Origin of the sequence: Pseudonocardia halophobica (assembly GCF_050948485.1) — a bacterium.
In the GTDB taxonomy this organism is placed as follows: domain Bacteria; phylum Actinomycetota; class Actinomycetes; order Mycobacteriales; family Pseudonocardiaceae; genus Pseudonocardia; species Pseudonocardia halophobica.
Window position 1 is genome coordinate 7,392,795 of the sequence record NZ_CP192046.1, and the last position, 25,833, is coordinate 7,418,627.

Genomic DNA, 25,833 nt, shown 5'->3' on the forward strand with positions numbered 1-25,833 from the left:
CGACGGACAGTAGGGGACCGCACACACGTACGTGCAGTGTGTGCGCCGGATACGTACGCACCCCCATGTCGGTGGGCGCGCGACGCGCCAGGGTCGAGGTCATGACGATCCCCACCACTCGCCCCTACCACCTCGCCGCCGGTGAGGGCCCCGCTCTCTGGCACCTCGGCGCCCTGCTGACCTTCAAGGCGACCAGCGACAACACGAACGAGCGCCTCTGGGTGCAGGAGGCGTACGGCGCCCGCGGCTACGCCAGCCCGCTGCACCGCCACACCCGCGAGGACGAGGCCTTCTACGTGCTCGACGGCCGCCTCGCCGTCTGCGTCGGCGACGACGTGATCACCGCCGAGACCGGCAGCTTCGTGTGGGCCCCGCGGGACCTCGCCCACGCCTTCTGCGTGGAGTCCGACGAGGCCCGCTTCCTCGCCTTCTCCACCGGCGGCCGGATGGACCACTTCTTCTTCGCGACCGGCGAGCCCGCGCCGTCGGCAACCCTGCCCCCACCGCCGGACGGCCCCCCGGACGTCGAGGCACTGGTCCGGGCGATGACGGACTACGGGGTGGAGATGGTCGGCCCACCGCCGCAACCGCGGGGATGAGCGCATGGCCCTGGCCGGAGGGGTGCCAGGGCCTCACGAACGCCGCGTCGGCACCCCGAGGTCGTCCAGCCTCACCTGCTCGACGGGGCGGCTGGGCGCGGGGACCCGACCCAGGAGGTCAGGGCGATGGACGACGTTGCGGCCCGGTGGATCGCCCGTCCACCACGGCGGATGGAACGACGGGATCCCCCGGTCGACCGTGACCGTCCACTCGCCCCGGTGGATCAGCCGGTGGTGGCGCGCGCACAGCAGCACCGTGTTGCCCAGCGAGGTCTCCCCGCCGTCGACCCAGTGCCGCACGTGATGGCCCTCGCACCACGGCGCGGGCATTCCACAGCCGGGGAACGCGCATCCACCATCGCGGACCGCCAGGGCCCGCCGCAGTGCGTGCGGTACGACCCGGTGCTTGCGCCCGACGTCGAACGGCTGCCCGTCCGACCCCAGCAGCACGGGGACCACCCCGGCGTCGCACGCCGGGCGCCGTGCGTCCTCGGCGCGAATCACCCCCACGCGCGAGCCCGTCGCCGAACTCCAGCAGCCCCGCTCCGTCGTGGCGGAGGTCCTGCAGCGAGATCGTGACGGTGATGCGCGGCCGGGTCCCGCCCTCGACGGGCAACGCCCCGGAGTTCGGCATCCGCCGGCACAGCTCGACCAGCGCGTCGCCGTCCCGCTCGGCCGTCGACCGGGGATCCGGTCGCGACTCACCCGAGCCGTGCTCGCACCCGGACTCCGCGCACTCCCCGGCCTCGTGCTCACCGGGCGGCGCGGCCAACGGGGACAGCGCGGTCCGGATGATCGCTGCCGACTCCCGGTCGAACCAGCCCCACGCCTCGAACCCCTCACCGCGAGGCAGGAGTCGCAGCCGCGTCCGCGTGGGGTCGGTGTGTCGAGGCCGCAGCCCGTCCGGATCGAGCATCGCCAGCGCGTGCTTGCCCACCCTTCGCAACGCGCCGGGGTCGAGGAGCCGGGCCTGCTCGGCCAGATCCTGTTCGAGGGGTTCCCGGCGCTCGGCGCCAGATGCGGTGGGAGCGCGGCGAGCGTCCGCTCGATCACCACCACGTCAGCCCAGCTCCAAAGCGCTTATCTCGATCGTATGTTCGAGTGGCCGGCTGGAGCGACGTGGCGGACGAGGACCTCCTCGCCGCGGTCACTGATGTCCAGCGCGCGCGCAATGCCGTCGAGGCCCGGACCGCCTGCGCGGTCTCCGGCAGGACTGCGGGAAGCGCCTCGCCGTGCAGGGAGCGCCGCGGAGCGGCAGCCCGCGCCGCCCGCACCCGCGCCTTCGCCGCGCCCGCCCCGACCCTCTGGACCGTGCGCAACAGAGTGCTGAACCAGTCGTCCCCGTGAGGGGCCCACTCGCCGCATCCGGGACGACGCCGCGATCGACGTCCTCCTCGACGAGGTCAGTGTGTCGACGCCGCACATGCTGGAGCTGCGGCACCTGGGCGGCGCCCTCGCCCGTCCCCCCGCCGTCGTCAATGCAGTCAGCCACCGCGACGCCCACTACAACCTCTTCACCTCGGCCTACCCCGGCCCGGCCTTCGCCGAAGCCGTCGGCCTCCAGACCGCGCTGTACGAACGGCTCCTGCCCTGGACCCCAGGACCTCGCCGCCTTCCGCGCCGGCCACGAGCGCGTCTACCCCACCCCGATCACCTACCGGGTCGAGTACGACGACGACTCCTGGGTCGAGTCCGGCCCCCGCCTCGCCGCCCGGGTCTGGATCACCACCCAACTCCCGGGCGAGGAGGCACACCGCATCGAGGTGGTGCTCGTGGCGGAGTACCGAGACGGCCGCCTCCTCCGCGTCCACGAACTCACCTGGCCGGACTGGTCGCAGCTGGGGGCGTTCGAGAGGTACGGAACGACGGGTTCGCAGACGGCGGAGGAACGGAGATAGATCAGGTCACGCGCTGAGCGGGTCTGCTGTCCCGATCACGGATCGGCGAGCAGACCCGCGCGCACTGCCAACGTCGCGGCCTGGACCCTGCTGGACAGGCCGAGCTTCCTGAGCACGTGCTCGACATGAGTGGAGACCGTGCGGGTCGCGAGGAAGAGGCGCTCCCCGATCTGGCGGTTCGTGAGTCCCGTCGCCAACAACCGCAGGATCTCCAGCCCATGCACCGAACGGTGAACTGGGGAGACCGGTAGTGGGCCGCAACTGGTGTCCTCATGGCCGACGTTGACGAGCTCGGCGTGCTCGCCCGTATGAGGTGCGATCGAGTTCACCTGCGCCACGTTCAGGTTCGTCTCCGCGCACAGGAGCTCCATGACCCCGCGGAGCCGGGTGACCGGGCCGCCTGAGGCCACAGCCCGAAGGGAGTGAGCAAAGCCGTCGCTCGTCATCGGGAAGAGCTCTGCGACGGGAAGCTCGTCATTGTGCAGGAGGGCGGCCAGATCGACACGATTCCAGGGCGAAGCGCCTAGATGTAGTGACCCAGCACCTTGTTCACGGTCACGCGGTGAGTCGGGTGGCCGGGGGTCGGCCGCCGAGGGCGGAGTGGGCGCGTCGAGTGTTGTAGTCGTGCACCCAGCTGTCCAGGGCGGCGAGGCGGTCGGTGTTGGAGTGCCAGGGGCGGGCGTAGGCGAACTCGGTGAGCAGGGTGCGGTTGAACCGTTCGGCCTTGCCGTTGGTCCACGGGCAGCCGGGCTTGGTGAACCGCCGCCGCAGCCCCAGGGCCACGCACACGGCCCGCCAGGTGTGCCGACCCGGTAGACCTTGGCGTTGTCGGTGAGCACCCGCAGCGCGCGCACGCCGTGGGCGCGGAACCAGGCCACCGCCCGGTGCAGGAACCCGGCGCAGGTGGCGTCGCGCTCGTCGGGGTGGGCTTCGACGTAGGCCAGCCGGGTGTGGTCGTCCACGGCCACGTGCAGGTAGTCGTAGCCGAGCCCGTGGCCATGGACCGTGCGGCCGCGGACGTCCTCGCGGCGCCCGTGCAGCCGCCACCCGCCGCCGTCGGGCACCCGGCCCAGCTTCTTCACATCCACGTGCAGCAGATCCCCGGGGGCGCGGTGTTCGTAGCGGATCCCGGAGTGGCGCCGGCGCACCGGCTCACCGGTGATCGGGTCGGTGGCGGCCAACGGGGCCACGCCGTGGCGGCGCAGCACCCGGCCGACGGTGGAGGCGACCAGCCCGAGCTGGCCGGCCAGGAACACCGGCCCGCGGCGGGCGGTCGAGCGCAGCTGCAGGATCTGCTCCTCCACCTCCGGCCGGGTGCGGGTCGGAGTGCGGTGCGGGCGCGACGGGCGGTCTTCCAGCCCGGCCCAGCCCTCGGCGCGGAACCGGCGGATCCACTTGTGCACGGTGGCCCGGGAGATGCCGAGCTGTTCGGCGATCCGCGCGGCCGGCCACCCGGCCTGCCAGCGTTCGATGATGAGCCTGCGGCCGTGCACGGTGGTGCGCGCGTTACGGTGCCCCACGGAGGGCCTCCTGGGATTCGAGTAGGTGCGTCAGACACACCCACTCCGCCCGGAGGCCCTCCCCTCGATCAAGCCGACACGCCGGACCGACCTGTCAACAACGTGGTGAGTCGCTACACCTAGACCATGGCTGCACGCACGGGCTGGCGGCTCAGGGGAAGAGGGCTCTGATCTTCTCGGGATCCGGTCCTTCTGGCTCGATCACCACGACCGCGTCGTCGAAGCTCGCCTCCGCGTAGCGGTGGAGTTGCTCGCCGACTGTGCCGAGGTCGGCCGGGATCGAGAGCGGGATGGCGCAGACGATGGCTCGTTGGCCTCCGGCCGCGCGGTAGCGGGAGTGGGCGGCGAGGATCTCTTCGGGGGTGCGGCGGTAGGCGGAGGCCAGCCAGCCATCGAAGTGCCGGGCGGCCTTCTCGACGTTGGCACCCCAGGAGCCGAGCAGGAGCGGCGGAGCACTATCGCCGAGCAGGTTCCGCAGCCGGGCCACGTTGTCGTCGAAGGTGCGGAAGCGGCTGCGGAAATCCCGGTTCAGGAGCGCGTAGTCGGTGGTGGTCGAGCCGGGGCTCACCCCCAGCGTGAGGCGGTCGCCGCACACCAGCTGGAGGGACCGGATCCGGTGGGCGAGGTCGGCGGGGTGGTGGAGCGGGACCTGGACCGTGGCCGTCCCGAGCTCGACGCCGGGAGCCGCGACAGCGGCGGCCGCCAAGGCGACGAAGGGGTCGGGGACGAACCCCTCCCGCCCGATGATCTGCGGCGTCCACAGGCTCTCGAAGCCGGCATCCACCAGGCGTCGGGCCCAGGAGGCGACGTCGTAGGGCGGGCCCGAGCCCAGGTGAGCCAGATAGGCGCCGAGCTTCACAAACGGGAGGCGGCGAACCGCGCGTACCAGCGCAGCGCGTCGGGGTCGTCGACGGAGGCGATGTTCGCGGCCTTCTCCAACGGCCTGCCGCTCATCAGCTTCTTGATCGGGACCTCGAGGCGCTTGCCGCTCAACGTGTGGGGCACGGCGGGCGCCTCGAGGATCTCGTCCGGGACGTGGCGGGGCGTGAGCCTGGTCCGCAGCGTCTGCACGATCCTCTGCCTGAGCGCGTCGTCGAGCGCGTGCCCCGAAGCAGGGACGACGAACAGACCCAGCCAGTAGCCGTCGTCGGGCTGGTCGACCCCGACCACCAGGGTCTCGCTGATCTCCGGCATGGTCTCGAGCACGTCGTAGAAGTCGCTGCTGCCCAGCCGGACACCCTGCCTGTTCAGGGTCGAGTCGGAGCGGCCGTGGATGGCGAGGCTGCCGTCGGCATAGAACGTCACCCAGTCCCCGTGCCGCCACACACCGGGCCAGGTCTCGAAGTACGACTCCGTGTACCGCTCGGCATCCGGGTCGTTCCACAGGTGCACCGGCATCGAGGGGATCGGCTGGGTGACGACGAGGTCGCCCACCGAGTCGACGACCGGCTCACCGTCCTCGTCCCAGGCCGCGCAGTCGACGCCGGCGAGCCGGCCGCCGATGCGCCCCACCCGGACCGGGGCGTACTCGTTGGCGCCGACGAACGCGCCGGAGATGTCGGTGCCGCCGCTGGTCGAGTCGATCCGCACGTCCGGGCCGATGTGCTCCATGATCCAGTGGTAGCCGGCGGTGGGCAGCGCCGAGCCGCTGACCATCACGTGCCGCAACCGGCTCATGTCGTGCTCCTGCCGGGGCGACACCCCGCTGTTCGCCGTCGCGGTGACCACGGCGGCGCCGAGCAGCATGACGTCCGCCCGGGTGCGGGCCGCGACCTCGAAGACCGCGCCCGCCGGGTGGCCGGGGCTGCCTTCGTACAGCACGATGCTCGCGCCCTGGGTGAGCACGCCCAGCTGCATGTTCCACAGCGCCCAGCCGGTCGAGGTGAACGCGAACATCCGCTCGGCGGTGCCCGTCTCGCGCGGAGCGGGGCGCAGCCCGCAGTACAACCCGGACCACATCAGCCCTTGCAGCGTCATCCCGCCGTGGCCGTGGACCAGGCCCTTGGGCAGCCCGGTGGTGCCCGAGGTGAACAGCACCCACAGCGGGTGGGAGAACTCGACCTGCTCGAACTCCAGCGGCGCGTCCTCGGCGAGAACCGAGTCCCATGAAACCGCACCCGAAGGAGCGGGCCGGTCGAACACGTACGGCACATGGACGAAGTGCCGCACCGTCGGCAGCTTCTCGCGGAGCGTCGCAACGACGTCGGCGCGGTCGATCTCCTTGCCGTTCCAGTGGTAGCCGTCCGCGGCGATGAGCACGGTGGGCTCGAGCTGTGCGAGACGACCGATGGTGCCCTCGGCGCCGAAGTCCGGGGAGCAGCACGACCACACCGCGCCGACCGCGGCGGCGGCGAGGACGCCGATCACCGCGTGCTCGGTGTTCGGCAGGTAGGCGCAGACCCGGTCGCCGGGGCGCACGCCCGCCCGCCGCAGCCAGCCGGCCGCCGCCGCGACCGACCGGCGCAACTCGCCCCACGTGATCTCGCGCGCGGGTGCGCCGCCCTCCCGGACGCACACGACCGCCACCGAGGAGTCGGCGCCGCGGCGCAACGCGTGCTGCGCCCAGTTCAACCGCGCCCCGGTGAACCAGCGGGTGTGCGGCATCGGGTCGGCGGTGCGCACCTGCGTCCACGGCGCGGAGAACTCGACCCCGTAGTAGTCGACGACGGACGACCAGAACCGGTCGACGTCCTCCACCGACCAGGCCCAGAGGGCGTCGTGATCCGCGAACGGCCGCCCCTCGCGCTCCTCCAGCCAGTCCAGGTACTCGCGCAACGCGGAGCCCTCGATACGGGCCGCCGTCGGGCTCCAGAGCGTGTCGGTCATCCCCACCGCCTCACTGTGCGACGGGCCCGGTCGCGCCGGGCCCGTCGCACATGCTCACACGAGGGACGCGGTCAGCCCACCGTCGAGGACGTAGTGGCTGCCGGTGACCCACGACGCCCGGTCGGACGCGAGGAAGGCCGCCACCTCGGCGATGTCCTCCGGGGTGCCGAGCCTGCCCTGCTTCATCGCGACGAGGTCGCCGAACGGGACCTGCGTCGCCGCCTCGAAGTCCGGGACGAGCCGCTCGACCATCGCGGTGTCGGCGAAGCCCGGACAGACCGCGTTGACCCGCACGCCCGTCGGGCGCATCTCCACCGCGGCGACCCGGGTGAGCTGGATCAGCGCCGCCTTCGTGGCGCAGTAGGAGCCGAGCAGCGGGCTGCCGCCGATGCCGGCGATCGAGGCGATGTTGACGACGTTGCCCTTCGACTCGACCAGGTGCCCGATCGCCGCCTTCATCGCCACGAACGGGCCGCGCACGTTGACCGCGTAGATCTTGTCGAAGCTCTCCGTCGACTGCTGCAGCAGCGGCGAGGAGACCTCGATCCCGGCGTTGTTGACCAGCACGTCGAGACCGCCGAGCAGGTCCACCGCCTGCTGCACCGCGCCCTGGACCTGGCTCTCGTCCGTGACGTCGCAGTTGGCGACGCCCGCGGCGCCGATCTCGTCCGCCGTCTTCTTGGCCGCGTCGGCGTCGATGTCGCTGATCACGACCCGGGCGCCGCGCTGCGTGAACAGCGTCGCGATCGCCTTGCCGATCCCGGCAGCGGACCCGGTGACGAAGACCCGCTTACCGTCGAGTTCGGGCATCTCTTTCCTCTCGCTTCGTGGTGGGGAGTGCGAACCGGAGGTCAGGAGGCCTCGACCTTCGGCATGATGTCGTTCTTGATCCGCTTGAGGTCGTCGAGGGTCTTGGACACGGGGACGTCCGCGAACGGCGGCCAGAACATCGGCATCGTCATCCCGGCCTCCTTGTACGCCTTGAGCTTGTCGGTGATCTGCCGCTCGCTGCCCGCCAGCAGGTTCGTGACCTTCCCCGCGGGGGAGTCGTCCAGGTCGACGTCCGTGATGACCGTCCAGATCATGCTGCTGATCTCGAGGTCGCCGATCTTGCGCTGGCTGCCGATCGCCTCGAGCTCGCGCTCGATCCCCCCGCGCCACGTCGCGATGTCCTCGGGCGAGTCCTGGATCCCGATCCAGCCCTTGAGGTCGTACTTGCTGACGCGCTTGGCCGCCCGCGCCGGGTCCTTGAGACCGGAGAAGAAGATCGGCAACGGGTCCTGCAGCGGCTTCACCCCGAACCCGCAGCTGTCGAAGTCCGCGAACTCGCCGTGGTACTCGAACAGCTCGTTGTTCCAGACGCCCTGCATGACCTCGATCGTCTCGCGCACGTGCTTGTGCCGCTTCGGGAAGATGTGCGCGGCGCTCGCGGCCGCGAACTCCTCCGGCATCCACCCGGAGCCGACGCCGACGTTGAGCCGACCGTTCGAGAGGTGGTCCATCGTGGCCATCTCCGCGGCCAGGACGCCGGGGGCGCGGAACGGTGTGTCGATGATGCTCATGCCGATCCGGACCTTCGAGGTCTTCGCCGCGAGCCACGGGATCAGCGGGTAGCCCTGGAGCCACTGGCCGCGCGAGGACACCGGCAGCGCCTTGGGCAGACCGTCCATCATCCCGAAGGAGTACTGCAGCTCCTGGCGGTCCGACGCCTCCGGGACGACGATCCGGTCGAGCGTCCACACCGAGTCGAAGTCGAGCTCCTCGGCGAGCGCGGTGAGGTCCTCCAGCTCCTTCACGGTCACCTTGTCGCGGAAGTTGGGCAGGTAGAGGGCGAGCTTCATCGGGTTCCGCCTCCTTGCGGTACTGCGGTGAGTGTCGTGCGGATCTCTGTCTTGAGGACCTTGCCGATGGTGGAGCGGGGGAGATCGGGCCAGATCTCGATCTGCTTGGGCGCCTTGACGCTGCCGATGCGCTGCTTGACGAACGCGATCAGCTCGTCGACGTCGACCTCGGCGTCGGGCTGGAGCTGGACCACGGCGGTGACCCGTTCGCCCCACTTGTCGTCCGGCAGGCCGACGACCGCGCAGTCACGGACGGCGTCGTGGCCCATCAGCGCCTGCTCCACCTCGGCGGAGTAGACGTTGAACCCGCCGGTGATCACCATGTCCTTGGCGCGGTCGACGATGTAGAGGAAGCCGTCCTCGTCGAGGAACCCGATGTCGCCCGTGTGGTGCCAGCCGTGGGCGGACGCCTCGGCGGTGGCCTCTGGGTTCCGGTAGTAGCCGGCCATCACCAGCGAGCCCCGCACGCAGATCTCGCCCCGCTCCCCGCGCGGCACGGGCCGGCCCTCCTGGTCGAGGATCGCCACCGTGACCAGCGGCGACGGTCGGCCGGCGGACGACAGCCGGGCGGTGGCGATCGTCCCGTCCGGCAGGCGGTGCTCGGCCGGGGACATCGTCGAGATCATCATCGGGGCCTCGGACTGCCCGAAGAGCTGGGCCATCGGCCCGATGCGGTCGAGCGCCTCGGCCAGCCTGGCCACCGACATCGGCGCCGCGCCGTACCAGAAACACTGCAGCGACGACAGGTCCGTGCCGTCGAGCGCCGCGTGGCCGAGAACCATGTAGATCAGCGTCGGCGGCAGGAAGGTGTGGGTGACCCGGTGCCGCTCGATCAGCTCCAGGAACCGGCCGACGTCCGGCTTCGCCATGATCACGACCTCGCCGCCGCGGGCGAGGATCGGGAAGCACAGCACACCGGCCGCGTGGGTCAGCGGGGCCTGGGCCAGGTACACCGGGCGACCCTCGAAGGGATAGCTCATCAGCGTGATCGCCGACATCGCCTCGAGGTTGCGATCGGTGAGCATGACCCCCTTGGGGCGCCCCGTGGTGCCACCGGTGCCGACCAGGGCCACCACGTCGTCGGGCTGGGCGGCCTCGGCATCCGGGTCCTCGCGCGCGGCGCCGAGCCAGGGGTGGAAGGCCTGCGCGTGGCCGTCGCCGTCGCCGAGGCGGACGAGCGTGGTCAGCTTCGGGAGGTTCGGGGCGATCGCGGCGACCAGGTCGTCGAACGCCGGCTGGAAGATCAACGTGGAGCAGTCGAACAGGTCGAGCAGCTCCGCGTTCTCCGCGGCCGCGTTGCGCGGGTTGATCGGGCACCACACCGCACCCGCCCGGGCGATGCCGAAGACGCAGGAGAACGCCGTCGGGTCGTTGGCCGAGAGGATGCCGACCTTGTCGCCCGGCTGGACGCCCGAGCGCCGCAGTGCCCTGGCGACGGCGCGGGAGAGCTCGACGACCTCGCCGTACGACAGTGACGCCCCGTCGAGGGTCAGGCAGGGAGCCTCGGGATCGAGGGAGGCGCCCTTGTCGAGATAGAAGGTCAGCGACATCGTCGTCCCTCGATCGTCGTCGGCATCGTTGCTGACAGGGACGACCGTGGCCGGATCTTGGACGGTTGTCAAGATTTTCCTGGACGAGTGGTCAGGAAATCCGCTCGATAGGTATCGTCACCTCATGCCCAGCTCCGCCGCGGTGCGGTCGCGGTCCCGTGCCGACAAGTTCGAGGACCGCCGTCGCGAGCTCGCCGACGCGGCGCTGCTGACCCTGGCAGAACTCGGCTACGCGCACACCAGCCTGCGCACGATCGCGGACAACACGGAGTTCTCCCACGGGCTCCTGCACTACTACTTCGCCGACAAGATCGACCTGATCACCTACTGCGTGCAGCGCTACAAGGAGGCCTGCGTGCAGCGCTACGAGGGCTTCGTCGCCGAGGCGTCCACACCCGCGGAGCTCGCCGCGGCCTGCGGGAACGGGCTGGCCGCCACCCTCGCCGATGCCCCGCTCATGCACCGGCTCTGGTACGACCTGCGCGCGCAGTCCCTGTACGGGGAGGCCTTCCGGGACGACGTCGCCGAGATCGACGGCCGCCTGCAGGACATGATCTGGCGCCTGGTCCGCGGCTACGCCCAGCTGTCGGGAGCGGAACCCACCTGCTCCCCCTCCGCCGCCTACGCGATGTTCGACGGGCTGTTCCAGCAGGCACTACAGCGACACCTCGGCGGCTCGGGGACAGCGCTCGACGAGCTGCGGGACCACTGCCGGGACCTGCTGCCGCGGCTCTTCGTCTGATCTCTCGCCGGCGCGTCAGCCCCGGGCACGCACGGTGAGGGTCAGCCCGGCGCCGGCGGCTCCAACTGCCGCACCGACAGCAGCGGCACACCGAGATCACGGATCCTGGCCAGCGCGCCGTGCAAGGCGGCCTGGTCGGCCAGTGGCCCGGTGAGCACGGTCTGCCCCGCCGGACCTTCGGTGGCGACGAGCCCGGCGAGCCATTCCGACCAGTCGTCGTCGAGCACGGCGCCCACCCGGATCTCGTACACCGTTCCCCTGTCGGCCCCGGTCATCCCGAGTACGCCCACGCGGATCGCGGCGGGCGTCCCGGGCCCCGCTTGCGCGCGATCACCGTGCCGCGGTCGATGATCTCGCCGCCCCAGACCCCCCACGGCTCCCCGCGCCGCACCGCCCCGGCCAGGCATTCCGCGCGGACCGGGCAGGGCCGGCACAACCGCTTCGCCCGTTCGAGGTCGAGGGGCGAGACGGCGAACCACAGGTCGGGGTTCGCGTGCTGGCACGGTAGGGCGAGGTCGGCCCGTACCGGAGCGGCGCGCCGTCGACTCCGGATGTCCACGGCGCTCCGTGAGCCGACGGTCGTTGACGTGGGCATCGCCCACCTCCTTCCGAACCCGGGCGACGGTAGGCGGACCGACCGCCGCCGGGATCACGCGAAGGTGGGACACACGGTGGCATCTCGCGACCACCACCGCCACGTCAGGACAGCAGCCCGAGAGCGCGAGCCCGGGCGACCGCCTCCGTGCGGTTGGTGGCGGCGAGCTTGTCGAGCACGTGGGTGACATGGCGCTTGACGGTGTCGACGGAGATCACCAGCTCCCCGGCGATGGCACGGTTGGGCCGGCCGTCGGCCAGCAGGGAGAGGATCTCCTTCTCCCGGGCGGTGAGCGGCTCGACCAGACCGGGGGCGGCGACCGCGCCGCGCCGGGCGGCGGGCAGCAGCGGGTGGCCACTGCGGTCGAACGCCGCGCTCAGGGCGGACAGGAAGGCCTGCGGGACGGCCCGGCCGCCGTCGAGCCGCTCCAGCCGCCGGCCGACGAGCAGCTCGCGCAGCAGCGCGGCCGCGGCGGCGCCCTCGTCGACGAACACCTGCAGCTGACGGTGCGGCGCGGCCAGGGCGAGCGCCTCGACCAGGAGCGTCGCCGCGTCGGCCCGGTCGCCGAGCTCCGCGTGGGCCAGCGCCTGGAGGACGCGGATCTCGACGACGCTGCCCGTGCGGTGCTGGGCCTCGGCCAGGTCGTGCCACCGGCCGAGCAGCTCGACGGCCTGCTGCGACTGTCGCCGGACGAGGACGCGGGCCAGGAGGAGGTACTCCGGCTCGCGCGGACAGTGCGGTTCGTCGGCCGGGGCGAGGCCGCGGGCCCGGGCCCATTGCGCGACCTCGTCGACCCGTCCGTGAGCGAGCGCGATCCGGGCCGCCTGAACACCCACCGACGCCGCGATGGGCGCGGCGACACCGGACCCGGCCGCGAGCCTTCCCGCCTCGTCCAGTGCCTCGGTCGCCCGGTCGTGCTCACCGCGGGCGTGCCGGACCCGGGCCGCGACGACCAGCGCGGTGACCTGCCAGCGGGGACGGCCGAGCCGGCGGCACAGCTCGACGGCGGCCTCGGCCTGCTCGGCGGCCGCGTCCAGCTCGCCGCGCAGGTGGAGGATCTGGGCCAGACGCGCGTGGGCGACGCCCGCGTCCGGCAGGTGCGTCCGGTCGGCCGGCCGGGCCCAGGTGTCGAGGGCGCTGCGGTAGATCCGGAGGGCCTCGTCGAGGCGGCCCTGGACCACCCGCATCCAGCCGATCAGGGAGAGCGTGCGGGCGGCGAAGAACGGGTCGGCGCGCGCGGCCCACGGGTGCACGACGAGCTCGTCGAGGAGCGGCTCGGCGGCATCGGCCGCACCCTCGAGCAGGAACCCGGCCGCCAGGTCGTAGCGCAGGAAGTACTCGAGGTAGCCGTCCGCGCGGTCCACGAGGGCGAGACCGTCGCGGGCGTGCCGGACCGCTGCCCCGCCGCTGCCGGTCCGCAGGGCGAGCTCGGCGTGGACCAGCGCGACGACGGCGGGCACCGGACCGAGCCCGGGCCCGGCGTCCGGGCTGCCCTTCACCTCGGCGAGCAGCGGTTCGACCTCCTCGACGCGCCCGCTGACCAGCGCCGCGAGGGCCTTCGTCGCGCAGAGGTGGGGGCGCAGGCGCAGCAGCTCGTCCGGCAGCGCGGCCAGCCACCGGTACAGGGTCGCCGCTTCCCGTCGCCGGAACCGGGTCTCCGCGTGCTCGCCGACGATGTCGGCGGCCCGCTCGTGGTCGCCGATCGCGAGGAGATGGTGCACCGCCTGATCGGCGAGCCGGTGCCGGGCGTACCAGTCGCCGGCGGCGCGGTGCAGGACCACGACGCGGCCGGGCTGCTCGCGGGCCAGCCGGGCGCGGAGCAGGTCGGCGAACAGGTGGTGATAGCGCCACCATCGGCGGACGTCGTCGAGCGGGTGGAGGAACAGATTGGCCTGCTCGATCTGCTCGAGCAGCTGCTGGCTGTCGTCGCGCCCGCGGACCGCGTCGCACAACGGCCCCGACAGCCGTTCCAGCACCGACGTCTCCAGCAGGAACCGGCGCACGTCAGCCGGTTGGCCGTCGAGCACCTCCTCCGTCAGGTAGTCGAGCACGAACCGGTTGCTGCCGGAGAACTCGGCGACGAAGCGCTCCACGTCCGTCCGGCGCGCCAGCGACAACGCGGCCAGCTGGAGCCCCGCCGCCCAGCCCTCGGTACGGGCCGCGAGGGCCGCGGTGGCCTCCGGTGGCACCGAGCGGGCGGTGGCGGCGCCGAGCAGCGCTCCCGACTCCGCGACGGTGAACCGCAGGTCCTCGGCGCGCAGTTCGGCGAGCCGGCCGCGCGCCCGCATCCGCGCCAGCGGTAGCGGAGGGTCGGCGCGGGTGGCCACGAGCAGTCGCAACGCCGCCGGGAGGTGCTCGAGCAGGTCGGTCAGCGAGGCGTGGACCGCGGCCGAGTCGACGACGTGGTAGTCGTCCAGCACCAGCACGACCGTCTCGGCGCTCTCGGCGAGCTCGTTGACCAGAGCCGCGACGGCCGCGTGGTACGACGGCGTGGACAGCCCACCCGAGCGCGCGGCGACCGCCGCGGCGAGGCCCGGCCGCGCGACGTCCAGCGCGGCCGCGACGTGACGCCAGAAGCGGACCGGGTCGTTGTCGGCGTCGTCCAGCGACAACCAGGCGACCGGTGTCCCGCAGCGGGCGGCCCACTCGGAGATCGCGCTGGACTTGCCGAACCCGGCCGGCGCGGAGACCACCACCAGCTCCCGGCTCACCGCATCGGCCAACGAGGCGAACACCCGTGGCCGGGCGACGAACCCGTCCCGCAGGGGAGGCGGCCGGAGCTTCGTGGCCAGCAACACGTCGCGGTCGGCGCCCGTGCCCACCGTGCCGGAGCCACGGGATCCGGTCACCGGGACTGCACCACCATGAGCGGTCTCTCCCCCCAACCGTGACCGTGCGCCGACCCGTCGATCGTGTCAAGGGCGCGCCCGAGAGCGCTCGCTCCCGAGCCGATCCTCGACTACGCCCACCACCCACACCGTTCTCACGGGCGATGGCTCTGCTCCGGTCGTCGACCATGTCGGGTAGGGACGTGGGTGAGCTCGCCCGGTTGTCGTGTCGTCGTACGACTACCAGTCGTGGGCGGCGAGCAGGGCCATGAAATTCCGCTTGGGTCGGTGTGCACGACGCACGGTCGCGACGTAGTCCGTGAACCCGGCGGCGTCCCCGGCAGCGGAGAACAGCTCCTCGACCTCGCCGAGGAGCGCCACGGCCTCGGCGTAGCCGTGGTTGTTCTTGCGCCCCACCGCGGACTCGATCTCGCGCTGGTACAGCGGGATCACCTGGGCCGGCCGTCGGTCTCGGCAGGCGCGGGCCAGAGGCCGTCCGCGTCGTCGACGAACTCGACCGCCCGCTCGGCACAGTCGACGGCGTACTCGGTGAGCTCGACGACCAGCTCCGCATAGCCCGCGTCCAGGAGGGCCTCCACCCGGTCGAGGACGGCGTCGACGACCTGGGTGTAGCCGAATGCCTCCCGGTACGGAACAAATCCGCTCGGGACGATCGCGTCGAAGAGGATGCTACGCAGCGCCTCGGGCGAGTCCGGGTCGGTGGCGGCCGCGGCGAGCCGGGTGTGCAGGACCTCGTCGCGGCCCGCGGCGTCGAGGATGATCTCGATCAGGTCGTCCTGTCCCAGGCCCTCCAGGTAGCGCCTCGGGTCCGTGACGGTGTGCGGGGCCTCGGACACCACGAGCGCGAGCGCCACGCAGTGCTTGCAGAATGCGCCCGACGCGCCCACCGGACACGAGCAGCGGAAGCCGAGCCGGCCGTCCGGCTCCCGGTCCAGCTCGACGGCGTAGCGATCCGAGCCGATCACGGTGGCACACACGCCGTCGGCGACGTGTCCCCGGCCGACAGCACCGCCGAGGGCATACTCGCGGCCACGCTGCAGCGTGCGAGGGTCGGCCATGCGCTGGACCTCGCCGTCGTCGAGGCGCATCAGTGCCCCACGGCCCCATACCCGACGTCGGCCAGCCAGGCCCGGGCCCGACCCCGCTTGCGCTCGTCCGTGAACTCGAACCATCGGCTCAGCTCGTCCTCCCGCCCACGCCGGAGCGTGTCGGCGAAGCGGCGGAAGGCACCACGGCCGCGGTCCCGTTCTCGCAGCGCTGCCGCGCAGTCGGCGGCGAGTTGCGCCGCGCCGGCGGTCTGCTGCGCCAGCGCGATCGCCACACCGTCCCCGATGAGTTGCCACAGCGGGAGCGGTCCGGAATCCGCGCGGAGGAGCCCGACCACGGCAGCCCCGTCCCGGCGGTGGACGGCGCCGCTCAGTTGCCGTGTCCACTCCCGCCGTTCCACCCGTCTCACCACACCGGTCGGTGGGTCCACAGGTCCGCCAGCCTGGTCGCCCGCGGCAACAGCGTCCGTGCCGACGGGCCCGCCTCCCAGGTCTTCCAGTCCCCAGCGACGAGGTCGAGGGCCCGCAGTTCGGCGTCCATCCCGACGAGCAGCGTGTCGTGGTCGGCGGTGACCAGCGGACGCCCCTCGACGGCCCACCCGTCGCCCATCAGCGGCTCGACCCGGCGGACCAGCTCGGCCCTCGGCAGCGGACCGGACGCCGCTAGGACCGCGACGGCCACGACGCCGAGCCTGCTGCGGAATCCGTCCGGATCGAACCATGTGCGCAGCCGACGGACGACCTCCCGATCGTCAGCGGCGGCGCGGGTCGGGCTCAGCACGCCGCGGGTCAACCGGGCCAACCCGACTCCGCGCAGGATGTCGTGCAGGACGGGGAGCGGGAACAGGTCCTCCTCGACGGACGCGGGTCGGTCCAGGGGATACCACTCGCGGCGGTGCTCCTGCACCGTCCGCACGACCGAGCGCGGCAGGCGCCCGCCCGGCGTGAGCCGAACCCCACCCTCCAGCAGGTCGAGCAGCAACCGGACGCTCTCCGGGACCGCACCGACCGTCTGCCGGAGCAGCAGGCTCGTCGCCTCGAGATCGAATGTCGACGGCTCACCCGCCCACCTCCGGAGCTCGCCGTACTCCTCGTGGTGAGGGTCGGCGAGGACCTGCCGCAGGTCCTCGTAGCCCGGCGGACCACCGCAGTCCTCCGGCGGGCAGGGCCCGGTCCCCTCCACACAGCCCGGGGATTCGTCACCACGTCCGAGGACCTCGACGTCGTGCTCCCAGCCGTCGCCGAAGTCGTAGAGGTACTCGAACCGAGGGGGCAGATCCCGCAGCCGGGTCGTCGCCTCGTCCTGCACCGCCAGGTCGTGCCCGTCCGGGTCCGGGAGCCCGTAGCGCACCCCGTCGGCCGTGAACTGGTGCAGATGGCTGTCCGTCCAGCCGAGTGCCGCCTGGAACAGCTCGTGCAGTTCCGCGAGCGACCCCACCGCAGGGACGTCGATCACGCGGACGACGGCCGGCTCGACGTCGCGCATGCTGATCCGCAGCCGGGTGGTCCGCATGGGCGGACGGTACCGCCGTCGCCGGGTGCGCGGAGGGATGCGGGTTCAGGGTCGGGCGACAGGTTCAGCACGTCGGCCCCGGGGTCCCCCGCACAGTCGGGTCCGGCATTCCTGGCGCACCCGGAGGAGGCGTACTCCGGACTCGACGACGGACGTGCGTAACGGTCCGTGCGGAGTGCGCGAGTGGGTTCGGGTGCGTCGAGCCTCGCGCCACGGACCGGAGGAGCGACCGTGATCCGGATGGGACGTGCTGCCGGGGGACGACGGTGAACGGCGCCGCCGGGCACGGTGACGGGCGACGCGAGGTCGTCGACGCCCACCACCACCTCCTCGACGTCGCCGGGATCAGCTACGCGTGGATCTGCGACCGGAGTCAGGTGCTGGAGGCGTTGCTGTCCAACTACTACGACTGCGCCCGTGACTACGGCCGCGGCGACTACGCCGACGACATGTCCACAGTGCCACTGGCCGGCTCGGTCGCCTGCGAGTTCGGCGCCGTCGACCCGGTCGCCGAGGCCACCTGGATCCAGCAGCTCGCGGACGCCGGCAGCGGACCGAGCGCCTTCATCGCCGGCGTCGACCTCGCGAGCCCTGCGCTGACCGAGACGCTGGTGCGCTACCGCGACCTGCCGGTGGTACACGCGGTCCGCCAGCCGCTCTACTGGGCCGAGGACCCGTTGCGCCGGCTCGGCGCGCGCCCCGGCTTCCTCACCGATCCGCGATGGCTCGCGGGGTTCGAGCAGATCGCCGCCGAGGGCCTCACGTGGGACCTGCTCGTCTACGACGCACAGATCCCCGACACCGCCGAGCTCCTCCGGTCCTTCCCGGACACGCCGATCGTGCTGGAGGCCGCGGGCTGGCCGCTGGACCGCTCCCCGGAGGGGTTCGCCCGCTGGGCCGAACGACTCGACTTCGCCGCCGCACACCCCAACGTGACCCTCAAGCTCCAGGGCCTCGCGCTGATCTTCGGCCCCTCCCGGCAGAAGATCGAGCCCTGGGTGCGCCGCGCGGTCGACACCTTCGGCCCCGAGCGCTGCATGTTCGCCACCCACCTGCCCGTGGACGGTCTGCTGTGGAGCGTCGAGGCCCTGCTCGACGCCCTGTCCGGGATCCTGGCCGACCTGGCCGACCACCAGCAGGACGAGTTCTTCGGCGGCTGCGCACGCCGCCAGTACCGCGTTCCCTGACACGCCGCATCGCGGGAACTGGTTGGACGCCACGAGGGCCTCACCGGTGGTGCCGCGCCACGGCGACCGGAGCGCCGGGCGCCGCGGGCCCCTCCTCGCCGGGTCAGGCCGAGGCGACGGCATCCTCCGTGGAGGGAGGTCTCCTCGCCGTGGTCGGGACGCACGTCCATGTCGGCGGCCTTGTGACCCCCGTCGGAGAGGGCGGTGGCCGGGCCGGAGCCGGGTACCCGCCGTCCGTGACCCTCCGACTGTCCTGGCACCGCGGCGGCGCCGGCGAGCCGCTGGTACTGCTCCACGGCATCGGCAGCACGCACGACGACTTCGCCGCGGTCCGCCCGCAGCTCGACGCCGGGTACGCCGTCCTGGCGCCCGACCTGCCCGGCCACGGCGGGTCACCCGCGCTCCGCGGCCGTCCGACCGTCGCCGTGATCGCGGACGTGATCGAGGCCGACCTCGACGCGCTCGGCGTCGGTCGCGTGCACCTCCTGGGCAACTCCCTCGGCGCCCGGGTGGCGCTCGAGCTGGCGAGCCGGGGGCGGGCGCGGTCGGTCGTCGCGATCGCCCCGTCCGGGCTGAACCTCCTGCCCGAGCGGATCTACCAGGGCGCGCTCCTGAGCCTCGCCCGGCTGGCGCTGCAGGCCGCCGCACCCCGGTTCGACGGGATGGCCCGGTCGGTCCTCGGCCGGACCGCGCTGTTCACCGGCCTGCGGGCGGCGCCGTGGCGGGCCGGCGAGGTCGAGGCCCGCGCCCTGAAGGCCGGGTTCGCGGAGTCGACGGACTTCTGGCGGCTGCTGTGGTGGGCGATCCTCGCCGACGTCCCGACCGGCATGGAGCGCATCGCCTGCCCGGTCGTGCTCGCGCAGGGCATCGCCGACGTCATCGCCGCCGGTCAGACGCCGCGCTACCTCTGGCTGATCGCCGGATCCCGCTTCGTCCCGCTGCTCGGCGCAGGCCACGCCCCGCAGTCCGACGTGCCCGGGGCAATCGTGCAGCTGGTCCGCCGGGCCGCCGGCCTCGCCACGGACCCCGAGCGGAGCACCTGCGGGCAGCAACCCGTGCCCTCGAATCCACGGATCCAGGCTCAGAGCACGCCTACCACGATGATGACGAGGGCGGGCAGCACGATGAAGACCGTGAGGAGGTAGACGGCCAGGACCCACCTGTGCTCGGACGCGACGCGGGCCAGTTTCTGGGCGCAGAACAGCGGTACGGGACGCAGGAGCGGTATCACGTAGATCACGACGATCGCGAAGTTGTAGACCAGATGCACGAAGGCCGCCTGCAGGGCCTGTTCTCGCGTGCCGACGCTCAGCCCGACCACGGGGTTCGCGGCGAAGGCGAACATGGTGTGCGCCGCGTCGCTGCCCAGCCCGGCAAAGCCGCGGCTGATGATGCTCACTGCACAGATCAGCGCGTAGATCAGGCTGTGCCGCACCACCCCAGGGCCTTGGTCCATGCAGGAAGCTCGACGCCTCCGGCGTCCGGCGCAGCAGCCCCGGGGGCCACCGCGGCCACGGCACCGATGCCGTTGGGGGCCGTCCCGCGGCGGTGCCGTGTCCGGAGCTGCTGTCCCGCGCCCTATCGGTTGGGGCTTCCCCCATGCAGCCGATGCTGGCCCTGGCTTCTCATGAGCGCGGGGTGCTGGAGGACCACTCTCCCTTGCGCTGTTCGCGGACGACCCCGACCGACGGTCCGGCCGGCGCCCCGGAGTCCGGCACCCCTGCGTAGTCGGGCAGCTCGATCCCGTTGATCGCGCGCTCGACGAGCGCCATGAGCGCCTCCATGTCGGGCTCCGGGGCCGGCTCCGCATCCGGTGCGGGGGCCTCGAGGCTCTGCACGTGCATCCGGCCGATCTCCTGGTTGGCCTCGACGAACGGGCGCATCCGCTCCTCGTAGGCCGCGAACCCGACCTCCGGGTCCCACTCGGCGGCGGCCAGCTCCCCGGCCAGCAGGTACGCGCCGACCAGGGCCAGCCCGGTGCCCTGCCCGGACATCGGCGACGAGCTGAACGCCGCGTCCCCGAGCAGCCCCACCCGTCCGCTCGACCAGCGGTCCATCACCACCTGGGCGACCTGGTCGAGGTAGAAGTCCGGGGTGTCGTCCAGGTGCGCCAGGATGCGCGGGGTCCACCAGCCGAAGCCGGCCATCCGCTCGCGCAGCAGCCGCTTCTGGGCCGCGACGTCCCGGTGGTCCACGTCGAAGTCGGGAGAGGGGAAGGAGAGCATCGCGATCGCCCGGGTGGCATCCTGGACGGGCCGCAGCCCGGCGGACCGCCCGGCCTCCTGGTAGTCGATCAGCCAGCGGTCCAGCCCGAACTCGTTGGGCACGCTGTAGAAGGCCAGCACGAGCCCGAGGTGGCGGACGAACCGCTCGCGCGGCCCGAAGACCATCCCCCTCAGCGCCGAGTGCAACCCGTCCGCCCCGATCACCAGGTCGAAGCGCCGCCGTCCGCCGCCCGCGAAGACCACGTCGACGCCGTCCGCGTCCTGGGTGAGCTCGGCGATCCGGTCACCGAAGACGTACTCGACGCTGTCACGGGTGTCGTCGTAGAGCACCTGGGACAGATCCCCGCGCAGGATCTCGATCTCCGAGATGTACCCGTCGCCGCCGTCGTCGTCCGCGCGGTAGGTCTCCAGCACGTTCCCGTCCACGTCCACGGTGTAGGCGCCCGCGGTGTCGGTGCAGGCCGCGCGCACCGCCGCGTCCAGCCCCATCCGGCGGATGACCTCCTTGGCCACCCCCCGCGCGTCCACCGCCTGCCCACCGGGACGCAGCCCGGGAGCCCGCTCCACCACGGTCACCTCGGCACCCCGTCGGCTCAGCCAGTGGGCGAGCGCGGGCCCCGCGATGCTCGCCCCCGCCACCAACACCCTGATACCGCTCACCGGTGCCCCCTTTCGTCGACTCGTCGAGGGGAAGACGTCGGCGGGACCCGAAAATCATCGCCTGCTCGGCACCAGACCTACGCATTACGAGAATTGTCGTCCACGGTTCGCGACAGGTATCGGTCGCATCGCTGCAGTTCAGCGGCTCGCGACGACGCATCGACGGCATCGTGGGAATCAGTTGGAGGCCACGAAGGAGGCCACGGCATAGTCCGGGGAGGCCCCACGCCGGTGGGCATGGGGACTCGACGTCAGTCACCAGATCGTCTCCACGCCGCCGGCAGCGGTGATCGCTCGGTCCTCGGTCACCACCGGCACTCGCAGGTGCAGTGCCGTCGCCGTGATCATCCGATCCCAGAGATCCGGAAGCACCGTCAGCGGGAAGCTCATCAGATGAGCCATCGTCGTGGAGTCGACACCGGCCACCTCGAAGCCCTCGTTCTCCGGGTCCACGACCGTCGCGTGCAGCGACTGAAGGCACCGGGTGTCAGCGAGTCCGTCGCCGGGGCAGGCCTGTGCTTCGCATGCCCCGCTTGCCGAGCTGGTCCGCAGACGACTGGTCGGCCACCTCCGCGTCCACCCGGCAAGGCCCCGGGGAGCCGATCGACCGCGATCGGCTCCGCGGACAGGCCCGGTGTGCCTGCGGACGAGCGTCACAAGGCCCAGCTCTCCCGGGCAGCGAGACCACCGAGCTGCGCAGCCCAGCGCTGCGGTGAGCAAGGCCCGGACCAGAAGAGGATCTTCCATCGCCCCGCCCGGTGAACGCAGCGCTGAAGGCGTCGGCTCGAACTGTCGAATTCAAGAACTCCCTAGGCGAGCCGCAACGCGCAGACGGGGTCACTGTCAGTCTGGATGTTCGCAGCCCTGCGTGACCTGCTTACTGTGCTGCAGTGAGCCCAGTGCCCTACCCGTTTCGGCCGATGATCGCCGTGACCGCGGCCGAGCTTCCCGTCGGGGAGAAGTGGATTTACGAGCCGAAGTTCGACGGCTTCCGCTGCCTGGCGCACGCGTCGGGTGGCAAGGTGCGGCTGCAGTCGCGTCAGCTCCGTCCGCTCACAACGTACTTCCCGGAGATCACGGCGGCAGTCGCTGAGTTGGGCGAGAACGTCGTGCTCGACGGCGAGCTCGTCGCGTGGCACGAGGGCCGGCTCGATTTCACGGCGATGCAGCAACGCATCCACCCGTTGGCGTCACGCGCTTCGCAGTTGGCCATGCAGCGACCGGCGGCGTTTGTTGTCTTCGATCTCCTGGCGAGCAAAGGCGAAGATCGACGCGGCGAGCCGTTCAGCGAACGCCGCCGCCGGTTGGAGAAGCTACTCGAGAAGCGCCTTCCGCACGGCCTCGTCCTGATGCCGATGTCCCCGGACATCCGGGTCGCGAGGCAGTGGATGCTCCAGCACACGGCGTCGGGCATCGAGGGCGTCGTCGCGAAGCGCGTCGACCAGACGTACCGATCCGGCGGCCGGTCATGGCGGAAGGTGAAGACACGGATGACGGCCGAGGCGGTCGTCGGCGGAGTGCTGGGCTCACTGGAGGAGCCGGAGGCGCTGATCGTCGGGCGACGAGACCTTCGTGGACGGCTCCGGGTGTCGGGACGGACCACGGCATTATCCCGGACCGCGCGTACGGAACTCGTCCCTCTTCTTGCAGCAGGCGAGGAAAGCCACCCGTGGCCCGACGTGATCCCGTCAGCCCGGTTCGGGCAGCGGCCGAGCATGCCGGTCGAGTACGAGAAGGTGCGACCAGCGGTCGTGGTCGAGCTTGACGTCGACGCGGCCTACGAGCACGAGCGGTGGCGCCACGCCGTGCGTTTCGTGCGCGTGCGGAACGACCTGACGATCGACGACGTCAGCTGAGGTCGTTGCCGGGTGGCGGGACGTCGTGACGGCACCCGTTGATCACGTCCGGCTGCACCCGTAGCTCTTGAGCAGGTCGACGTAGACCTGCTCGGTGCGCACGGCCCCGGCCGCGGTACCTGCCGTGACCGGTGTCGCGGCCGTCGTCGCCGCCTGATGAGGCGCCGATGCCGTGGGCGGTGAGCTCGAGCCGGAGCCGCCGTTGAGCACAGCGTCGGCCGCGAACAGCAGGATCAGTCCGGCAGCAAGAGCGAAGGCGCCGACGAGCGAGGGCGCTTGCTCCGTTTCGGCGGCTCCAGGCGGCCCATACGCAGGCTGTGGCGGCGTGTAAGCAGGCGGCGGGTAGACGTGCTGTGGCGGGTATGACTCACGCTGCTGCGGAATCCCGGTGGGCGGTCCGTAGGGCCCCGTACTGGTGGGACACAGCCAGCAGCGACGACAGCTGCGGTTGGCGGTCGTCGGCCGGGGTACGCCGCGCTGCCCCCGTACCGGGACGAAGGAGGCCATCGATGAGCCAGCCCCGTCGTAACGAGCGGCGCTTCTACCTCTACCCGCAGCGCCGGGTCGTGGCGGTTCTCGACGACGACGCAGACGTCCAGGCCGCAGTCGACGGCCTCCGGCAGGCGGGGCTGGACGTGACGAAGGTGAACGTGCTCAGCGGGCCGGAGGGGGCGCGCCTGTTGGACCCCGCCGGCACCAAGCATGGGCCGGGCGCTCGGTTCGTGCGGTTCCTCCAGCGGGGGGTGTTCGAGGGCGAGGCGCTCCAGGTCCATGAACGCGCGCTCAACGCCGGACGCCACGTGATCTACGTCCCGGTGCGCGGCGACGGGCAGCAGGCGCAGGTCGTGAAGATCCTGCGCTCGGCGAATGGGTACGCCCTCCTGCACTTCCGCCGGTGGAGCGTGGAGATGTTGCCCCCGTAGCTCCTGCTCGGCGCCTGCCGTCAGGCTGCCTCGCACCGGCGGTATTCGGCGCTGATCGTTCGGACGATTGTGATCCGGCGTTGGGCGGGTCAGACGCCAGCCTTGCTGGCATGCTCCGGGACAGTACCCACCCACGACGGCGCCCACGACGTAAGACGCGCGTCGGTCGATCGAGGGACAGCAGGGGACCCTCCGGCCAGGGGTTCGGTTGACCGACGGTGCGAACGCACAGTGACGCTCATCCTTCAAGCGCGGGGAGATGCCCCTGCTCGATCACCGGCTGGGAAGCGAGCCGACGCTCGACAAATCGCGCCAGACTTTCTTCAACCGAGGTGCATCCACGGGGGGACGTGCACCGGTAGTGCGGGATGTCAGGAGCCGGCCGGGCCTCGTCGACGAGGGCCCCGCGGGTTCGACCCCCTCACGAGGAGATCCGATGCGACGCCTCACCCTCGCCCTCGGCGGACTGCTCACCGCGTGCGCCGCCGCCGTCGCGACCGCCCCGGCCGCGACCGCCCAGGAGACCGGCACCGTGCACGTCGTGCACGGCATCCCGGACACCCCGGTCGACGTCTACGTCGACGGGCAGCGCGCCCTCGACGGCTTCGCCCCCGGCACCGCCGCGGGCCCGGTCGACCTGCCGGCCGGAACCAGGACCGTGGCCCTCTTCCCGGCCGACGCGGCCGACGGCTCCGGCGCGCCGCTGCTGTCCACGCAGGCGGAGGTCCCGGCCGGCGGCGACGTCACACTCGCTGCCCACCTCGACGCGAACGGCGCCCCGACGGTCACCCCGTTCGTCGACGACGTCTCGGCCGTGCCGGCCGGGCAGGCCCGGCTGGTCGTCCGGCACACCGCCGCCGCGCCGGCCGTCGACGTGCTGGCGAACGGCAGCCCGGCGCTCACCGGGCTGACGAACCCGAACCAGGCCGCGGCCGAGGTCCCGGCGGGCACCCTGTCCGCCGCGGTCGCCGCCGCGGGCACGACCGAGCCCGTGCTCGGCCCGGCCGACCTGACCCTGGCCGAGGGCACCGCGACCTTCGTGCACGCGATCGGCTCGCTGCAGGCGAACAACCTCCAACTGGTGACCTTCACCGTCGACGGCCTGCACAGCGCCCCGGCCGGCGTCCCGGCCGGAGCCCCGTCGGGCGCCCCGGCGGGCGACGGCGGATGGCCGGCGATCGGCGCGGCCGCCGGCCTGGCGCTGGTCGGGGCCGGCGCGGTCGGCCTGCGCCGCACGCGCGCCGCGCGCTCCTGACCGTGGCGCGCACGCGAGCCCCGGGTCCGGTCGGGGTCGGGTCGTGAGAGGGGTCGCGGCCCTGCTCGCGCTGGTCGCGGGGCTCGCGCTGCTCACCGGGACGGGGGTGGCCCGGGCGCTCCGGGCCGCCCCCGCTCCGGTGCCCCCGCCGGCGGGCCCGGTCGTCCCGGGTCCGGACGCGGCCCCGGCGAGGGACCCCGGAGCGGCCGCACCCGTCGCCGCCGAACCGATGGGGCTCACCGTCGACCGGGCCGGGCGGACGCTGCTGGCCGCGCCGGTGCTGCCGGTGGGGGTGGACGCCACCGGGGCGATGGGCGTACCGCAGGAGGTCGCGACGGTCGGCTGGTACCGCTTCGGCCGGGCCCCGGGCGCCGGCACCGGCTCGGCCGTGCTGGCCGGGCACGTCGACGACCGGGAGCAGGGGCCCGGCGCGTTCCACGATCTCGCCGGGCTCGAACCGGGCGACGTGGTCACCATCCGCCGCTCCGCGGCCCCGGCGGTCCGGTACGAGGTGCGCGCGGTGCGTGCGGTGGACAAGAAGGCGCTCCCGGCGGGCGAGCTGTTCGCCCGGGACGGCCCGCCCCGGCTGACTCTGGTGACGTGCGGCGGGCCGTTCGACCGGGGGACCCGGTCGTACCGGGACAACGTCGTGGTCACGGCCGTACCGCTCGGCCCCCTCCCTGCGCCGGCGGCACAGCCGGCGGGGACGTCGTGAGCACGCCGGCCGCGTCGTCGTCGGGATGCCCGG

Annotated in this window: 25 protein-coding genes and 2 pseudogenes; 8 read left to right on the top strand and 19 right to left on the bottom strand. The window is 72.5% G+C overall.

Annotated elements, in window-relative coordinates:
• Positions 1-101: 101 nt before the first annotated feature.
• Positions 102-599 (top strand): quercetin 2,3-dioxygenase, encoded by a 498-nt coding sequence (locus ACQP04_RS35345; protein ID WP_433504771.1) that lies wholly within the window; start codon positions 102-104, stop codon positions 597-599.
• Positions 600-632: 33 nt separating this feature from the next.
• Here ACQP04_RS35345 and ACQP04_RS35350 read toward each other — a convergent pair whose 3' ends face one another.
• The 9 genes and pseudogenes from ACQP04_RS35350 to ACQP04_RS35390 all read right to left on the bottom strand — a co-directional run bounded on the left by ACQP04_RS35350 (position 633) and on the right by ACQP04_RS35390 (position 10,234).
• Entirely contained in the window at positions 633-1,049 is a 417-nt protein-coding gene (locus ACQP04_RS35350; protein WP_433504772.1) for an HNH endonuclease signature motif containing protein, read from the bottom strand.
• Between the two features lie 82 nt (positions 1,050-1,131).
• A pseudogene (locus ACQP04_RS35355) lies at positions 1,132-1,623 on the bottom strand (DUF222 domain-containing protein); the annotation flags it as partial.
• Between the two features lie 909 nt (positions 1,624-2,532).
• Entirely contained in the window at positions 2,533-2,943 is a 411-nt protein-coding gene (locus ACQP04_RS35360) for a response regulator transcription factor (RefSeq protein ID WP_433504773.1), read from the bottom strand.
• 109 nt (positions 2,944-3,052) lie between these two features.
• Positions 3,053-4,017, bottom strand: a pseudogene (locus ACQP04_RS35365) (IS481 family transposase).
• A gap of 151 nt (positions 4,018-4,168) precedes the next feature.
• Positions 4,169-4,876, bottom strand: coding sequence for an LLM class flavin-dependent oxidoreductase (locus tag ACQP04_RS35370; protein WP_433504774.1), 708 nt, complete (start codon positions 4,874-4,876; stop codon positions 4,169-4,171).
• Positions 4,873-6,843 (bottom strand): acetoacetate--CoA ligase, encoded by a 1,971-nt coding sequence (locus ACQP04_RS35375; RefSeq protein ID WP_433504775.1) that lies wholly within the window; start codon positions 6,841-6,843, stop codon positions 4,873-4,875. Before ACQP04_RS35375 ends, ACQP04_RS35370 begins: the two co-directional genes overlap by 4 nt.
• 54 nt (positions 6,844-6,897) lie before the next feature.
• The gene (locus tag ACQP04_RS35380; RefSeq protein ID WP_433504776.1) at positions 6,898-7,653 is read right to left on the bottom strand and encodes an SDR family NAD(P)-dependent oxidoreductase; all 756 of its coding nucleotides are present in this window, start codon (positions 7,651-7,653) and stop codon (positions 6,898-6,900) included.
• Positions 7,654-7,694: 41 nt separating this feature from the next.
• Positions 7,695-8,684, bottom strand: a complete 990-nt coding sequence (locus ACQP04_RS35385; RefSeq protein WP_433504777.1) for an LLM class flavin-dependent oxidoreductase — start codon at positions 8,682-8,684, stop codon at positions 7,695-7,697.
• Positions 8,681-10,234: an acyl-CoA synthetase gene (locus tag ACQP04_RS35390; RefSeq protein WP_433504778.1), complete on the bottom strand. Its 1,554-nt coding sequence runs from the start codon at positions 10,232-10,234 to the stop codon at positions 8,681-8,683. Before ACQP04_RS35390 ends, ACQP04_RS35385 begins: the two co-directional genes overlap by 4 nt.
• 124 nt (positions 10,235-10,358) lie before the next feature.
• Between ACQP04_RS35390 and ACQP04_RS35395 the strand changes: the two genes are divergently transcribed.
• Positions 10,359-10,976 (top strand): TetR/AcrR family transcriptional regulator, encoded by a 618-nt coding sequence (locus tag ACQP04_RS35395; protein WP_433504779.1) that lies wholly within the window; start codon positions 10,359-10,361, stop codon positions 10,974-10,976.
• 41 nt (positions 10,977-11,017) lie between these two features.
• Here ACQP04_RS35395 and ACQP04_RS35400 read toward each other — a convergent pair whose 3' ends face one another.
• The 7 genes from ACQP04_RS35400 to ACQP04_RS35430 all read right to left on the bottom strand — a co-directional run bounded on the left by ACQP04_RS35400 (position 11,018) and on the right by ACQP04_RS35430 (position 16,979).
• Entirely contained in the window at positions 11,018-11,251 is a 234-nt protein-coding gene (locus ACQP04_RS35400) for a hypothetical protein (protein WP_433504780.1), read from the bottom strand.
• Complete coding sequence (locus ACQP04_RS35405) at positions 11,248-11,571, bottom strand: WhiB family transcriptional regulator (protein WP_433504781.1); 324 nt, start codon at positions 11,569-11,571, stop codon at positions 11,248-11,250. Before ACQP04_RS35405 ends, ACQP04_RS35400 begins: the two co-directional genes overlap by 4 nt.
• A 104-nt stretch (positions 11,572-11,675) precedes the next feature.
• A complete protein-coding gene (locus ACQP04_RS35410) occupies positions 11,676-14,420 on the bottom strand; it encodes a LuxR C-terminal-related transcriptional regulator (protein WP_433504782.1) in 2,745 nt (914 codons plus the stop codon).
• A 219-nt stretch (positions 14,421-14,639) separates the two neighbouring features.
• The gene (locus ACQP04_RS35415) at positions 14,640-14,852 is read right to left on the bottom strand and encodes a hypothetical protein (protein ID WP_433504783.1); all 213 of its coding nucleotides are present in this window, start codon (positions 14,850-14,852) and stop codon (positions 14,640-14,642) included.
• Positions 14,849-15,508, bottom strand: coding sequence for an SWIM zinc finger family protein (locus tag ACQP04_RS35420; protein ID WP_433504784.1), 660 nt, complete (start codon positions 15,506-15,508; stop codon positions 14,849-14,851). Before ACQP04_RS35420 ends, ACQP04_RS35415 begins: the two co-directional genes overlap by 4 nt.
• On the bottom strand, positions 15,508-15,741 hold the full coding sequence (locus ACQP04_RS35425) for a hypothetical protein (protein WP_433504785.1): 234 nt from the start codon (positions 15,739-15,741) through the stop codon (positions 15,508-15,510). Before ACQP04_RS35425 ends, ACQP04_RS35420 begins: the two co-directional genes overlap by 1 nt.
• Positions 15,742-15,872: 131 nt before the next feature.
• Positions 15,873-16,979 carry a plasmid pRiA4b ORF-3 family protein gene (locus tag ACQP04_RS35430; RefSeq protein ID WP_433504786.1) on the bottom strand — a complete coding sequence of 369 codons (1,107 nt, stop codon included), beginning with the start codon at positions 16,977-16,979 and terminating at the stop codon, positions 15,873-15,875.
• Between the two features lie 266 nt (positions 16,980-17,245).
• Between ACQP04_RS35430 and ACQP04_RS35435 the strand changes: the two genes are divergently transcribed.
• Positions 17,246-18,166, top strand: a complete 921-nt coding sequence (locus ACQP04_RS35435) for an amidohydrolase family protein (protein WP_433504787.1) — start codon at positions 17,246-17,248, stop codon at positions 18,164-18,166.
• Between the two features lie 236 nt (positions 18,167-18,402).
• The gene (locus ACQP04_RS35440) at positions 18,403-19,311 is read left to right on the top strand and encodes an alpha/beta fold hydrolase (protein WP_433504788.1); all 909 of its coding nucleotides are present in this window, start codon (positions 18,403-18,405) and stop codon (positions 19,309-19,311) included.
• On the opposite strand, the gene ACQP04_RS35445 is transcribed toward ACQP04_RS35440, so the two are convergent.
• From ACQP04_RS35445 to ACQP04_RS35455, 3 genes are all read right to left on the bottom strand, one after another.
• Positions 19,248-19,604, bottom strand: a complete 357-nt coding sequence (locus tag ACQP04_RS35445) for a hypothetical protein (protein WP_433504789.1) — start codon at positions 19,602-19,604, stop codon at positions 19,248-19,250. The genes ACQP04_RS35440 and ACQP04_RS35445 overlap by 64 nt on opposite strands.
• 187 nt (positions 19,605-19,791) lie before the next feature.
• On the bottom strand, positions 19,792-21,051 hold the full coding sequence (locus ACQP04_RS35450; RefSeq protein WP_433504790.1) for an FAD-dependent monooxygenase: 1,260 nt from the start codon (positions 21,049-21,051) through the stop codon (positions 19,792-19,794).
• 255 nt (positions 21,052-21,306) lie between these two features.
• A complete protein-coding gene (locus tag ACQP04_RS35455; protein WP_433504791.1) occupies positions 21,307-21,477 on the bottom strand; it encodes a hypothetical protein in 171 nt (56 codons plus the stop codon).
• A 464-nt stretch (positions 21,478-21,941) separates the two neighbouring features.
• Here ACQP04_RS35455 and ACQP04_RS35460 point away from each other — a divergent pair, with 464 nt between their 5' ends.
• The 4 genes from ACQP04_RS35460 to ACQP04_RS35475 all read left to right on the top strand — a co-directional run bounded on the left by ACQP04_RS35460 (position 21,942) and on the right by ACQP04_RS35475 (position 25,800).
• The gene (locus ACQP04_RS35460; RefSeq protein ID WP_433504792.1) at positions 21,942-22,907 is read left to right on the top strand and encodes an RNA ligase family protein; all 966 of its coding nucleotides are present in this window, start codon (positions 21,942-21,944) and stop codon (positions 22,905-22,907) included.
• A 509-nt stretch (positions 22,908-23,416) separates the two neighbouring features.
• Positions 23,417-23,830 (top strand): hypothetical protein, encoded by a 414-nt coding sequence (locus ACQP04_RS35465; RefSeq protein WP_433504793.1) that lies wholly within the window; start codon positions 23,417-23,419, stop codon positions 23,828-23,830.
• A 436-nt stretch (positions 23,831-24,266) separates the two neighbouring features.
• On the top strand, positions 24,267-25,085 hold the full coding sequence (locus tag ACQP04_RS35470) for a DUF4397 domain-containing protein (protein ID WP_433504794.1): 819 nt from the start codon (positions 24,267-24,269) through the stop codon (positions 25,083-25,085).
• A 43-nt stretch (positions 25,086-25,128) separates the two neighbouring features.
• A complete protein-coding gene (locus ACQP04_RS35475; protein WP_433504795.1) occupies positions 25,129-25,800 on the top strand; it encodes a class F sortase in 672 nt (223 codons plus the stop codon).
• The last annotated feature ends 33 nt before the right edge of the window (positions 25,801-25,833 follow it).

Excerpts from the sequence above, each read along its gene's own strand:
- ACQP04_RS35345 (WP_433504771.1), top strand. The coding sequence starts at position 102 with ATGACGATCCCCACCACTCGCCCCTACCACCTCGCCGCCGGTGAGGGC.
- ACQP04_RS35360 (WP_433504773.1), bottom strand. The coding sequence starts at position 2,943 with ATGACGAGCGACGGCTTTGCTCACTCCCTTCGGGCTGTGGCCTCAGGC.
- ACQP04_RS35375 (WP_433504775.1), bottom strand. The coding sequence starts at position 6,843 with ATGACCGACACGCTCTGGAGCCCGACGGCGGCCCGTATCGAGGGCTCC.
- ACQP04_RS35380 (WP_433504776.1), bottom strand. The coding sequence starts at position 7,653 with ATGCCCGAACTCGACGGTAAGCGGGTCTTCGTCACCGGGTCCGCTGCC.
- ACQP04_RS35385 (WP_433504777.1), bottom strand. The coding sequence starts at position 8,684 with ATGAAGCTCGCCCTCTACCTGCCCAACTTCCGCGACAAGGTGACCGTG.
- ACQP04_RS35390 (WP_433504778.1), bottom strand. The coding sequence starts at position 10,234 with ATGTCGCTGACCTTCTATCTCGACAAGGGCGCCTCCCTCGATCCCGAG.
- ACQP04_RS35395 (WP_433504779.1), top strand. The coding sequence starts at position 10,359 with ATGCCCAGCTCCGCCGCGGTGCGGTCGCGGTCCCGTGCCGACAAGTTC.
- ACQP04_RS35400 (WP_433504780.1), bottom strand. The coding sequence starts at position 11,251 with ATGACCGGGGCCGACAGGGGAACGGTGTACGAGATCCGGGTGGGCGCC.
- ACQP04_RS35405 (WP_433504781.1), bottom strand. The coding sequence starts at position 11,571 with ATGCCCACGTCAACGACCGTCGGCTCACGGAGCGCCGTGGACATCCGG.
- ACQP04_RS35420 (WP_433504784.1), bottom strand. The coding sequence starts at position 15,508 with ATGCGCCTCGACGACGGCGAGGTCCAGCGCATGGCCGACCCTCGCACG.
- ACQP04_RS35430 (WP_433504786.1), bottom strand. The coding sequence starts at position 16,979 with ATGCGGACCACCCGGCTGCGGATCAGCATGCGCGACGTCGAGCCGGCC.
- ACQP04_RS35465 (WP_433504793.1), top strand. The coding sequence starts at position 23,417 with ATGAGCCAGCCCCGTCGTAACGAGCGGCGCTTCTACCTCTACCCGCAG.
- ACQP04_RS35470 (WP_433504794.1), top strand. The coding sequence starts at position 24,267 with ATGCGACGCCTCACCCTCGCCCTCGGCGGACTGCTCACCGCGTGCGCC.